Origin of the sequence: Arthrobacter mobilis, from assembly GCF_012395835.1 — a bacterium.
In the GTDB taxonomy this organism is placed as follows: Bacteria; Actinomycetota; Actinomycetes; order Actinomycetales; family Micrococcaceae; genus Crystallibacter; species Crystallibacter mobilis.
In genome coordinates, this window is the sequence record NZ_JAAZSQ010000039.1 from 1 (window position 1) to 11,999 (window position 11,999).

Genomic DNA, 11,999 nt, shown 5'->3' on the forward strand with positions numbered 1-11,999 from the left:
CGCGCGCGCAGGATCTTCGGCATGAGGACCGCCTCCAGGGAGCCGAACCGTCTTTCTTCCAATCTACGCCCCTAAAAAGGAACGCAGCACTAGCCGCAGCCCGGGAATAGCCCGCTCAGGTTCCGGCGGCTGCCCGAAGTGCTGCCCTGGCCCTGCCGGTGATGATCCGGCTACCTGGCCAGCAGTACGCTGGGATCATCACCCTTCCTGCGAAAGGAACCCTCCATGGCCAGCGAACAGCCGATCTTTGACGAGGCACTGCAGCGCGCTATCGGCATGCTTGGCGACGTGGAAAATGAGCTGAACTCTGACTGGCGGCCCGGAACAGGCCCCACGGAAGCCCAGTCCAGGACGTTGGCAGACGCCCTGCGGGCGATAGCCGATGCCAAGGCGGCACTCGACGAGGCTGTGCAATCGAGCCCCCTGAATCGGATGGAATAGCCCGCCTCACCGCTCTAGGGAGGGTCAAGCCTGCAGCGGCCGCGCGCCGCGCCTGCCGTGCTGCCCGGGTCTCCGCCTTCGCTGCCGCCCGCCTGGCCTCGAGTTCCTCCTGCTTCTGCCGGCGGCGCTCCTCCCACTTGGGGCGTTCCTCTGCCCCGATACGGTCCTTGTTCTCCAGCATCCCGGCGATCGCTCCCGCCTCGTCCTCGAAGAAGCCTTCGTCCTGGGCCTCCAGGTGCGGCCCGCGCAGGATCACCTTGCCGGGCTTGGAACCCCAGCCGATGGAGCCGGCCAGCTCCATCCACTTCGCCCGATGGGCTCCCGATTGCCGTAGAACAACACGGTCAACTGCAGGGCCTCGGTGGGTACTGATCCCGGCGGGCCGGTCCACGGGTCCGAAGTCCGGCAGCGGGCGCCTGATCGGCGGATTCGGGAGTGTTTCCTCGCACGCCATGTATCCGGGGGCTGCCGGCCCCCTCCCCGGGGCGTGCCGGCAGACCGTGGTCAGAGGGGGCGGATGTTCGAGGCCTGCAGGCCCTTGGGTCCCTGGGTGATCTCGAACTCGACCTTCTGTCCGTCCTCGAGGGAGCGGTAGCCGCCGCCGGTGATGGCCGAGAAGTGGGCGAAGAGGTCCTGGCCTCCGTCATCGGGGACGATGAAGCCGAAGCCCTTTTCAGAGTTGAACCACTTGACCGTACCTGTTGACATGTCCTGCTCTTTCCTGCCAGAGGACTTCGTGGGCCCCGTTCCGGCGCCCTGTTCCTGCCATCCCCGGGTAACGCTATGTGCCCGGCTCCCTCCCGGACAAGCAGGCTGGCGAATGTAGGCCGAATTGAGATCTTCACGGACGCTTCAAGGTTGCCGGGACCGGCCCTGAAGATCGGTTCCGGCAGGCCGGCCGGCGGGGGCCCGATCGATGCCATCGACGGCGGGCTCCTCACCCTGTTCTTCATGGCCTCGCTTTTCACTCCGGGCACTTTCTGACACTGCTCCCCGCCTAGGATGAAGCCATGATCCAGCTGACCCGCCTGCGCGTATTCCTTGACTCCGACCGTATCGAGTACGGTCTGGCCTCCAGCGCGGCCATCGGCGCGCTCAGCCTCGTGGATCCGACCCGGCTCTCACCCGGCGGGCGCTTCCTGCTGCGGAGCGCCGCCGCCGTCACCGGGGCGACCTTCCTGATCCCGCTGAACAAGATCCCGGTCCTGGCCTTCAGCCCCGAAGCCAAGGCCGGCTTCACCGCAGGGATGGCGGGCCTGACCTTCGGTGTGGCCGAACTGGGCGAGGCGGTGGACGGGCGCATCCAGGACTGGCTCCGCAGGCACGGCATCCGCCGCCCGCGCGCGGTGATGGCCGCCGCCGGAGCTGCCATGACGTTCCTGGTCTTCCTCGCGGATCGTCGGACGCTGCCGGGCGCGATGGAGGAACACGAGGACCAGGAGCCCAGGTTGGTCGGACTGGATCCGGCGGTGCGGGACCTGGTCGAGGGGATCCTAGGGCATACCGAGGACTACGGGGCGCCCGTCCTGCGGGACCAACTGGCCATCGCCAAGGAGGAAGCCTGGGACGGGCCGGAGTACTTCAGCTCCGCGATCGACTTCGCCGTCGACCAGAAGGTGCCCCGGGTGGTTCCGCACAACTTCACGTTTCCGGTCCGGGCCCGCTTTGCGGGCCCTTCCGGGGCGCCCCTGGAAGCCGTGCTCGACGTCGAAGAGGGCCTGCTCCGGTCGCTGATCGTCGCCGTGGCGCCAGACGCGGAGGAATCCGAAGGCCCCGGCGGCGCGGACCCTCTGGAGGGCCTTGACTCCTGGCCGGCCCGCGGTGATGTCACCTATGTCATCGAAACCGCCGACGCGGGAACCCCGCGCTAACCGCTACGGTCCCGGGACGGCCTGCGGGACGAGGACCAGGAGGTTGTTGCCGAGCTGCTCCCAACCGGCGTCCAGCTTCTCCTGCGGGTCGTAGCCGTCGGTGACCACCGCGGCTTTCACCCCGCCGCTCTCGAGCGTGACGGACTCGGCAGCGGCAGACAGTGCGGTGGAGCAGCCGGCGGACCAGCCGGTCCCGTCCCCGGTGCGGCCGATGACCGCGCAGGCCTCAGTCCCGGAAGGGTCGTCCGCCCGCCTGGCCAGGTAGAAAACGTAGCCGCCCTTTTCCCCGGCCAGGCGGGTGCTGTCCGGCACGACGCCCAGATATTCCTTGCCTGCCGGCAGTGCGTCCTTCCCGGTGCGGGGCGCCTCCAGGGCGGCGATATTGCCGCCGCCGTCGCCGCCGGTGCACCCGGTGAGCAGGGCCATGGCCAGGACCGCCAGGATACTGCGCACGCGACCCCCATCAACGTCCGGCTGGTGCCCTCACCCTAGCCGGGAAGCCGGGCCATGCACAGGCAGGGCGCCGTCCCGGCCCGAGGCACGGTCGGGACGGCGCCCTGCCTGCTCCCTTTAGGGAGGGAAGGCTGACTGCCGGGTGGGGCCGGCAACCGGTGCCACATAAGCCAAAATAGAGGCCCCGACCTGCGAAAATTTTGCCGCCAGACGGAACGGGATCAGCTGCCGAGCGTCAGGGTGTCCCAGCCGCCGACACCGATCGTGATGCCGTTCCGGACCTTGTTCGGGGCGACCGGAAAGTAGCGCAAGTCGCCGGACTTCTCGCGCCCCAGGATGCCGGTGGTGCCTTCGCCCAGGTGGGCCGGGGCCGTCGAGAGGTGGGTGAACTTGCCGAAGCCGGAGCTGCGGATGATCTTGCGCGTCCCGGAGATAAACCGGCCGGAGCCGTTGGAGCGGTACAGCTTCAGCTGCCCGGTGCCTGTTGCGGTGCGGGCGACCAGGTCCATTTTCCCATCCGCGTCGTAGTCCAGGGTAAGGGTCTCCATGCCCTTGAATCCGGTGCCGATCAGGGTCCGTGAACCGTGCCTGGCACCGGTCGGGTTGGCGTAGAGATAGAGCCTGCCGGAGGCGGTGTGCCGGGCGATCAGGCCCGGGTGCTTCTCGTCCTTCTTCCAGCGGGTGGCCTCGACGTCGTAGCCGGACCAGCCGCTGGATCCTATGGTCGTGGCCGCGCTGAGCCCGCCGGAGGACTGCCCGTAGTGCACGGTGAGCCTGCCGTCGGACCACCGCGCGATGATGTCCTGGATACCGTCGCTGTTCCAGTCGGCCACCTCCAGCTGGATGACGTCCTCCCACCCGGAGGAGAGGTACGTGCGGTTCCAGAGGTCCCCGCCGAGGGCCGAGGGGTAGACGTAGAGGTAGCCGGACTCGTCGACGGCCGCGACGTCGCCTTCCCTGACTGGGGACAGGTCGGCTGGCGGCAGGTCCGCCCGGGTGCCGGGATAGCCGGCCAGGTTCTCCACCACCACGTACATGCCGTGGTAATCCGGGTGGGTGGTCTTCATCCAGCCCAGTCCGACGTCCGTGGCCTTGGGGTTAAGTATCCCGGCCCGGTGTGCGGTGGAGCTCATCCACCAGTCCACGATCTGGCGGGCATTGTTGTTGATCCCGATGTTCTCGGTGTACCAGTCCCAGCCGGCCGGGATCTGCCAGCTGCCGTAGCCGTCGCGGTGGATGGTCTTCATCTCGAAGGTGTCCTTCGTGATGCGCCGGTTCTGCTCCTCGGCCCAGGCCTGGGAGATGTCGGCGATGGCCTGGTTCCAGACCACCGGCGGCAGGCCGTGAGCGGTCCGGTGCTGGTTGGTCAGGGCCAGGATTTCTGCGATGAAGGGGTCCCGGTCCGTCCTGGTGGCCGCGGCGGACGGCATCATGCCGGCCAGCAGCAGCCCCAGGAGCAGGACGAGGACGGTGAGTGGTCTGCACGTTGGGTGCACGGTGGTACCGCCTTGATGCTCGCTTCCGGGGAGGTTGGCCTCCCCTCGGGGGTGCCGGTGGGGAACCTGCCCGCCAAGGCGCCCCCCGCTGCCCCTATGCAGGGGAATCCGGCGCCGGCCGACAGGGGTTGACCGGCCAGGACGGACCAAAAGTAGCCCGGATGAAACGTTTATTCAATAGCGCTTTGAGCAGAAAGCAATGAAAATCCGGGGTTTACTTGCAAGGCACAGGACGCACAGACGGGCCAGGACGTCGGGATCCTGCACGTCCCGGATTTCGCGGACCGGCTTCATCGCGCTCCCTGTTTCCAGGGGAGCCTGGGCACCGTGGTACCCGTCGGGATGTCGTACAGGACGGTGAACTCGCCGGTGGCCGGATCGAGTTCGAGGATCTGCATCTCGACGTCGGCGACCCTCCAGATCCGGCCGGTGATGGCGCTCTTGGCGTGGGTCAGGGTGACGTGGGCCTTCTTCAGCGGCTTCCGGCCGGGGATGATGGTCTGCCAGGCCTTGCCCTGCCCGGTGGGCCGGGCATCCCAGTGGAACAAGATCTTCCCGTTGCGGGCCAGCCGTTCGAAGGTCTGCTCCGCGGGGATGACGGCATTGCTGCCAGGCTCCAGCCAGCCCCGTCGTTCTGCTTCTGGTGGGTGAACCAGGGGCGTCGGCGGGCAAACGAGCGAGTACGGCTCCAAGGTGCGCAGTTCCCCGACGCCGGCGAGGATCCGTGAAGGCTTCATACATGCACATGTGTGCGGACCCTGACAGGTTCCGTGCACAGACTTTTCCCAATTCCGGCTGGACGCCCTACCCTTGCCCATACAGAAGCGATAGGGATTTCCCGTGGTCGAAGGGAACGCCAGGTGCCGATCCAGAGATCAACACAGACCTTCCCGGCCGTCCGGATCCAGGCGATTGCACGGGAGCTTCTCGAGGCCTCGGCCCTGTGCGCCATCGCGACCGTGGGCCCGGCTCACCTGGCCCACGTAAACACCGCGTACTTTGCGTGGAGCCCGGGCTTCGATCTGGTTTGGCTCTCGGACCCGGACGCCAGGCACTCGAAGAACCTCGCGACTCAAGCCGACGCGGCGGTCGCGGTGTACGACTCGGGCCAGGTATGGGGTGGGCCCGATCGCGGGATCCAGCTGTTGGTGCGGCGGAGAAGGCCACCGGCCGGGCCGCTTTCGGCCTGCACGAGTTGTACGCTCGGCGCTTCCCGGCCTACAGGCCTGAGGACCTGAGCGGTTATTCCTGCTACCTGTTCCGACCGCACCGGCTGAAGGTGTTCGACGAGCGTGCCCTCGGTGAGGGCATCTTCGTCACTGCGGCGGTGCTGGCCGGGGGCCGGCTCGACGTCGAGCACGTAGAGAACTACCGCCCTCAGGTGTGACGATACCGGCGCGGCCGGGCCGCGCGGCGGCCAGGTGTTGGCGGTGCACATCGTCCCGGTCCCATCCGGCGGTGCCGAGCAGTTCGGCCAGGAACCGGGCGCCGGCGGAGCGTTCCCGGACGGCCAGGGAGTCCATCAGGCCCACGGCCACCGCCGCCAGCGGGACCGAACCGGATTCGAAGGGCTCGGCCAGGGCGGTCTCGCGGACGACTGCGTTGCCGGCCCGGTCCTCAGTCAGGCCCAGTGAGTTGGCCAGCCGGTCCGCGTCCCCGGTGGCCGCGTAGCCGTCGGCGAACAAGCCGCCGGCGGCCAGGCCGAAGCAAGCCGCCATCTGCGGGTCGTGCATAGTCGGCCCCCGGTGGGGACGAGTTCCCGGCGGATCTGCTCGATTGCGGACGGGAAGGCCCGGTAGCGCTTCACGACGGCGCGGTTGCGGGCCAGGCGGTGCACGTCCTCGGCCTCCAGCTCCTTCAGCCGGGCCTTGAGCCGGGACCGCTCGGAAGGGTCCAGCCAGCCGACCACCCGGTCCGAGAGCAGGCACCGGGCGGCCCAGACGATGCGTTCCCCGAGCCCTTTCGGGATGGGTGCCGGCGGAAGCCAAGCGCCCGGCCGGTGCAGGGCCGACCGGCAGGGTCGGCCGGGCTGGATCAGCCTGCGCACCGGGACCTGGATGATGCCGAGCCGGGGGCCCACCTCGGTGGTGGTCACCGCATCCATGCCCCTAAGGCTTTCCCCGAGAAGTAGATTGGTCAACGTTGTGTGGCCTGAATACGGCCCGGGAACCGCACTTCGGCTCATGTGCCCCTTGACTATGGGAAACGTCCCGGTAGTGGCTAGCCAAACATTTAATCACCCGGAGGTGAAAGGATGGCACAGGCGCCGGCGACCTTTTACGCCGCAGCCACCGCGCGTCCGGGCACCGAGGGTTTTTTCGAACAGAGCCTGCACCGGCTGGCCGGACGGCGCACGGTGGACGGGGTCCGGCTCTCGGCCCTGGAAATCACCGGCACCAACGCCGTCCTGAGCGGCGAGATGCCAGGGGGCAGGTTTCGGCACGCTCCGAGGCCCTGGCCACGTACCTCGAGGACCAGCTCATCGTCAGGGTGGGCGTCTACGTCGACATGGACGTGAACATCAACTGACCTGCTGCAAGGCCCCCGCCTCGCACCATCACGGCGACGTCAGGCGCTGTTGTAGCGCTGAAGCAGTTCCATGATGGCCCTGGCCACGTCGGCTGCGATTTCGGGGGTGATGTCCTCCGGGCTGATGGACACGTATGGCCCGATCTTCTCAATGAGGCCCGCGTTCTCCTCCCCCTCCAGCCGGAGGTGTGTTTCAGACATCGTCGCGGTGGCCTGGCCGACGCTGACCTTGAGTGTGAAGCGGCGCTCAACCTCGAGATCTTCACCCTCGCCTTCGGCAAGGAGGTAGACCTCGGCTTCCTCTGCCCAAGCGGGCTTGGGCGGCCAGGTATCGGAGATGCTCATGGGCCGATCGTATCGGCATCCGCCCCGCCTATCGGATAGTCGCCAAGTCGGCGGTGCTCACCGGATCCTCCCCGTCCGAGGGTCGGCGCGGAAGCGGCTGGTGACCGGGATGCCCGGCATCGGCCGCGGATCCAGGCCGAGACGCTTCCGAGCGGCATGGGCGATCCAGTCAAGCCGGTCACCCGCCAGGGTTTCGACCAGGGCCAGCTCGGCCAGCACATCGGCCGGGGCCGAGAGGTTGGCGGCCACGTATTCACGGCACCACCGGCGTCCGAGCCGATGTCGCCCCAGTCCCCGGGAAGATGGATCAACTCCCGCAGCCGGTCAGGGCTGGTGGCCTGGTTTTGGGCTTCATCCTGCTGCTCGCTCATGCGCGGACTCTTTTTCGGTGGAGATTCACACGTTTGGGTGTATTCCTGGGCCATCCGATCGTCCTGCACCCCCTTCCAATAGGCCACATCACAGGTGTCTGCCCTAGCATCCTCGCGGGCCTTCTCCACGACCGACATGACGGCGCGGATCAGCGCGTCCATCAAGCGATGCCTCCCCTGCCAGTCGCTACTACATTCAGACCATGCACCATCCCGAGCGCCAGGGGCGCCTTGATTCGCGGATAGCCCCGGGCGGCCCGGGCCAGAGGTAACCCGACCAGCATCAAATACTCCCCGTGCCGATAACGGTGCATATAACAGCTCCTTACCGTCCTGGCGAGGCCCCAACACCACTCATTCGAATATGTGTTCTAATATCTGCATGGACCGGAACGGCTGGCTGCTATGGCTGCCTGTCATGTGAGACGGCGAGGCATCTGCCGGTTCCCCTGAGGAGCCGAGTCTGGGGCACCATCTGGTAACCGGTGTGGTGCCCGCGGTGCGGCGCCGCTCCGGTCCGCGGCACGGTTCGGGGTTGGGTGGAAGGAAGGACAGGCCATGACAGTGATGACACAGGAGACGAGGACGACGGCGCTGGATGAGCCCGCCGAGATCCGCTTCGGTGCCCGGGGCGAGCCGCTGGCGGTGCGCTGGCGGGACCAGGTGTGTCCAGTGGCGGGCGAGGTCCTGCACTGGTTCGGGGGCAGGACCTGGTGGAAGGCCGGCCTGCCCGGAAAGCGGGGCCGGGCCAGCCTGACCGAGACCGAGTTCTGGCGTCTGCCGGTGCGCGCCGCCGCGACGTCCCCGCTGCGGACCCTGGAGCTGTGCCGGGATCCCCACACTGAGGGCTGGCGCCTGGCCAAGGTCACCGACAACGCCTGAGGTCCCGGAGCAGGTGCCGGCCGACACCGCCACGGCCCGGGCGGAAACGGCAGCCGCGGGACGCCACCTGCCTTCACCCCGTGACGGGTCATGGACACGTATGGAAAAGCGTGTACCTGTCGCGGATCGGACGGGGTCTCCCCCCGCGAGCCGACGGCAGCCTCGGTCTGCCGCATCTGTTGCTGTCGGGGTAACACCTTTGTAACGGCAGCGTGCCTATGCTGCACATGGTCCCCTGTGCCGGAATAAGTGCGTGTCGGCGGTGTTTTCGGAGGTGTCGTTATGGCGAGGGTCCTGGGCATTCACGGGATTGCGCAGCAGTACAAGGGCGGGCCGCAGCTGACCAACCTGTGGTGGCTGGCCATGCGCGGCGGCCTGGAGGTGGCCGGGCACCGGGAAGTTGCAGACCGGCTAAAAGACTCCGACGTGCGGGTGGCCTTCTACGGTGACCTGTTCCGGCCCGCCGGATCGATGGCCGGCGGCGGCCCGCCCTACACGGCCGCCGACATCAGGCCCGGCCCGGAGCGGGACCTGCTGCAGGCCTGGTACGCCCAGGCGGTGGAGCAGGAGCCGGGACTGGGCCCGCCCGAGGGCTCGATGGGCCCGGGCACCGTGGCGGTCCAGGTGATGCTGGAGAAGCTGCTGCACTCGAAAACCTTCGCCGGGGTGGCCCGGCGCGCCCTGGTCGGGGACCTGAAGCAGGTCACCGCCTTCCTGACCGATCCCGGCATCAAGGACCGGGTCCTGGAACGGACCGCCGCCGAGGTCACCGAGGACACCAGGGCAGTCATCGGCCACTCGCTCGGCTCCGTGGTCGCCTACGAATACCTGGCCCGGTCCGCCCCGCCCCAAGTGGAACTGCTCATCACCGTCGGCTCGCCGCTGGGCATGCCCAACCTGGTCTTCGACCGGCTCACCCCGGCCCCTGCCGACGGCCAAGGCGCCTGGCCGGGCACCGTGGCCCGCTGGGTGAACATCGCCGACAAAAACGACACGGTGGCCCTGCGCAAGCAGCTGGCCCCGCTCTTCCCGCCCCCGGACGGCACCCCGCCGGTAGAGGACCACCTGGTCGACAACGGCAAGGACCCGCACGGGATCGAACCCCACCTGACCTCCCGGCCGGCAGGCCAGGCCCTGGCCGACCTGCTGTGACCATCCCACACGACGGGCTCCGGCGGGTGCTGCTGGCCGCCGGCACCGCTACCTACCGGCACGCCGATACCTTCGCCGACGGGCTGGAAAACCTCGATGGCGTCCCCGAAGCGCTGCAGACCGTCGTCGGCGCCCTGGCCGAACTGGGGTACGAGCCCGAACCGGGGCCCGACGGTCCATTCCTCCTCAACCCGGACGTGCAGGTATTGGAAGAAGCGTTGCACGCCGCGGCCCAAAAGGCGCAGGTGGCCATCGTCTACTACACCGGCCACGGGCTGAAACCGGACCGCCACCCGTACTACGTCCTGACCGCGGACTCCACCGGGAGCAACCTGAAGCGAACCGCTCTGGAGCCCAGGGATCTCCTGATCCACCTCCTCCCAGATGAGCAGGAGAATGCCTCCGGGCATCCCCAGGTGCTGGTGATCCTGGACTGCTGTTACTCCGGGGCCGGCGGCACCGAGGTACTCCGGGACTCACTGCAAGATCTAGGCAACCCCAACGTCTGGGTGTTGGCCAGCGCCTCGCACCTCCAGGAGGCCCAGCAGGGCCTCTTCGCCCGGGCGTTCGCCGACGCCCTGCGCAGCCCCAAAATCGGCCATTCCACAGAATTTGTCCCTTTCGACCTGTTCCTCGGCGAAGTCAACAGCGCGCTTGCACTGCACCGTCCGGACCAGCAGGCCCGTCTCATCCGAGGCGCTATCACGGGGATAGCACCGTTCCTCCCGAACCGGAAACACGTCCCGGCGGTGGCAGGACTGACGGTCGAGGAACAAGTTTGGGTGGCCCGGCTGCGCGGGGCACCCGAAGAGGGCAGAGAGACAGGATTCTATGTCACCGGAACCACGGGCAGGGTGCGCGCCGTGGAGGACATCGCTACTTGGATGCGTAGCCCGGACGATCACGGGCTGGGAGTGGTCACCGGAAGCCCCGGCACGGGCAAGTCCACCTTGCTGGCCCTGCCGGTACTGCTGTCCGACCCTGACAGGGCGGCCCCGCTGCTGGCCGATTCATCCCCGGACTCCCTGCCCGGCCGGGCGGCCGGCCTGCTCGCCGGCCTGCCCGTCACCGGCCTTTACGCCCGCGGCATGGACCCCTATCAGGCCACAAAAACCATTGCTGCCCATCTGGGCCGGCAGGCGAAAAGTCCAGCGGACCTGATCGATTCCATCGATAAACGTCCCGAGACAACAGCCCGGATCCTGGTTGTCGACGCCATCGACGAATCCGTCGATCCTAAACCACTCATGGACACCCTGCTCCTGCCGCTGGCCGGCCGCCCGGGGGTGAAGGTGCTGATCGGCACCCGCCGGCACCTCCTGCGCCCCTATGACGCCGACAACACGTTTCCCGCCGACCTGCTGGTGGATCTGGACGCCGAGCGTTACCGGGACCCGCAGGCCCTGACCGGGTATGCCCAAGAGCTCCTGCTCGCCGCCCACGAACCTGGAGTGCCCACTCCCTACCGTGACGCGCCGAAGGAGGTCACTGCTGCGGTGGCGCAGGCCATTGCCGCCCGAGCCACCGCCACCACGTCCGGCGGCGGGCAGGCAGAGTCCTTCCTGCTCGCCCAGCTGCTGGCCCTGGCCGTCCGCAACCGCGAACAGGTCCCCGACACGGCCGCCCCCGGCTGGGCCGACCGGCTGCCCACTGATGTCGGTGCAGCATTTGACGAGGACCTGTCCCGCCTAGGCAGCCGCGAGGCCGGGGCACGTGCCTTGCTCACCGCGCTGGCCTGGGCCCAGGGTTCAGGCCTGCCATGGGAGAACATCTGGGTCCCCGTCGCCCGGGCACTGGCTGCGGAGGACGGCCGCGAAACCGAGGCCATCGACGACCCCGACGACGTGCGCTGGCTGCTGGAGAACGCCGGCGGATACATCGTCGAGGACCTCGGCCCCGGCCGGCGGTCGGTCTTCCGGCCCTTCCACGAACTGCTCGCCGCCCACCTGCGCGGCGAACCCGCCCGGGACAGACTCCCGGCCGTCCCCGCTACCGTCACCGCCTGGCAGGCACACAACCAGCGGAGCCAGGCAGCTATCACCCGGGCTCTGCTGGAAACCGTCCCGGCCGGGCCCAGCGGGCACCGGGACTGGGAACTCGCCCACCCCTACCTGCGCACCTACCTGGCCCGGCACGCCCACGCCGCAGGCCCCGAAACCTTCGCCGGCCTGGTGACCGACCCGGACTACCTCGCCGTCGCTGATCCGGACACGCTGACGGCCCTACTCATCCCCACCGATCCGGTCCTAGGCGAGACTGCCCGGGCCTACCGGCGGGCCCGGCCCCTGCTGGGCAACAACCCCGGCCAGAACGCCGCCTACCTCCAGGAAGCCTTCGCCGCCGAAGCCGGACATCCGCCGCAGACGCAGGGCATCCGCCCCAGGTACCGGACACTTATGACCCGTACGCGGCGCGACGACAGCCTGCTATCCCTAACCGGGCACGTTCGATCGGTGGGA

13 protein-coding genes are annotated in these 11,999 nt (G+C 68.4%); 6 read left to right on the forward strand and 7 right to left on the reverse strand.

Annotated features, from left to right (window positions below):
• The first annotated feature begins 225 nt into the window (after positions 1-225).
• Positions 226-441 (forward strand): hypothetical protein, encoded by a 216-nt coding sequence (locus tag HGG74_RS20340; RefSeq protein WP_168489351.1) that lies wholly within the window; start codon positions 226-228, stop codon positions 439-441.
• Positions 442-945: 504 nt separating this feature from the next.
• Here the strand turns inward: HGG74_RS20340 and HGG74_RS20345 are convergent.
• Positions 946-1,149, reverse strand: a complete 204-nt coding sequence (locus HGG74_RS20345; protein ID WP_168489353.1) for a cold-shock protein — start codon at positions 1,147-1,149, stop codon at positions 946-948.
• Between the two features lie 150 nt (positions 1,150-1,299).
• Here HGG74_RS20345 and HGG74_RS22055 point away from each other — a divergent pair, with 150 nt between their 5' ends.
• Positions 1,300-1,425, forward strand: coding sequence for a hypothetical protein (locus HGG74_RS22055; protein WP_281356190.1), 126 nt, complete (start codon positions 1,300-1,302; stop codon positions 1,423-1,425).
• A 26-nt stretch (positions 1,426-1,451) separates the two neighbouring features.
• On the forward strand, positions 1,452-2,312 hold the full coding sequence (locus HGG74_RS20350) for a hypothetical protein (protein WP_168489355.1): 861 nt from the start codon (positions 1,452-1,454) through the stop codon (positions 2,310-2,312).
• A gap of 3 nt (positions 2,313-2,315) precedes the next feature.
• Here HGG74_RS20350 and HGG74_RS20355 read toward each other — a convergent pair whose 3' ends face one another.
• The 6 genes from HGG74_RS20355 to HGG74_RS20385 all read right to left on the reverse strand — a co-directional run bounded on the left by HGG74_RS20355 (position 2,316) and on the right by HGG74_RS20385 (position 7,384).
• Positions 2,316-2,765, reverse strand: a complete 450-nt coding sequence (locus tag HGG74_RS20355; protein WP_168489357.1) for a hypothetical protein — start codon at positions 2,763-2,765, stop codon at positions 2,316-2,318.
• A 221-nt stretch (positions 2,766-2,986) separates the two neighbouring features.
• Entirely contained in the window at positions 2,987-4,261 is a 1,275-nt protein-coding gene (locus tag HGG74_RS20360) for a CAP domain-containing protein (RefSeq protein ID WP_168489359.1), read from the reverse strand.
• 290 nt (positions 4,262-4,551) lie between these two features.
• Complete coding sequence (locus HGG74_RS20365) at positions 4,552-4,998, reverse strand: cupin domain-containing protein (RefSeq protein ID WP_168489361.1); 447 nt, start codon at positions 4,996-4,998, stop codon at positions 4,552-4,554.
• 579 nt (positions 4,999-5,577) lie between these two features.
• Positions 5,578-5,994 (reverse strand): hypothetical protein, encoded by a 417-nt coding sequence (locus HGG74_RS20375; protein WP_168489365.1) that lies wholly within the window; start codon positions 5,992-5,994, stop codon positions 5,578-5,580.
• An 835-nt stretch (positions 5,995-6,829) separates the two neighbouring features.
• Positions 6,830-7,135, reverse strand: a complete 306-nt coding sequence (locus HGG74_RS20380; protein ID WP_168489367.1) for a hypothetical protein — start codon at positions 7,133-7,135, stop codon at positions 6,830-6,832.
• A gap of 57 nt (positions 7,136-7,192) precedes the next feature.
• On the reverse strand, positions 7,193-7,384 hold the full coding sequence (locus HGG74_RS20385; RefSeq protein WP_168489369.1) for a hypothetical protein: 192 nt from the start codon (positions 7,382-7,384) through the stop codon (positions 7,193-7,195).
• Positions 7,385-8,064: 680 nt separating this feature from the next.
• On the opposite strand from HGG74_RS20385, the gene HGG74_RS20390 reads away from it, so the two are divergent.
• The 3 genes from HGG74_RS20390 to HGG74_RS20400 all read left to right on the forward strand — a co-directional run.
• A complete protein-coding gene (locus tag HGG74_RS20390; protein ID WP_168489371.1) occupies positions 8,065-8,388 on the forward strand; it encodes a hypothetical protein in 324 nt (107 codons plus the stop codon).
• Between the two features lie 282 nt (positions 8,389-8,670).
• Positions 8,671-9,540, forward strand: a complete 870-nt coding sequence (locus tag HGG74_RS20395) for a hypothetical protein (RefSeq protein WP_168489373.1) — start codon at positions 8,671-8,673, stop codon at positions 9,538-9,540.
• On the forward strand, positions 9,537-11,999 hold a 2,463-nt coding region (locus HGG74_RS20400; protein WP_205762264.1), incomplete at its 3' end, for a hypothetical protein. The genes HGG74_RS20395 and HGG74_RS20400, both read left to right, overlap by 4 nt.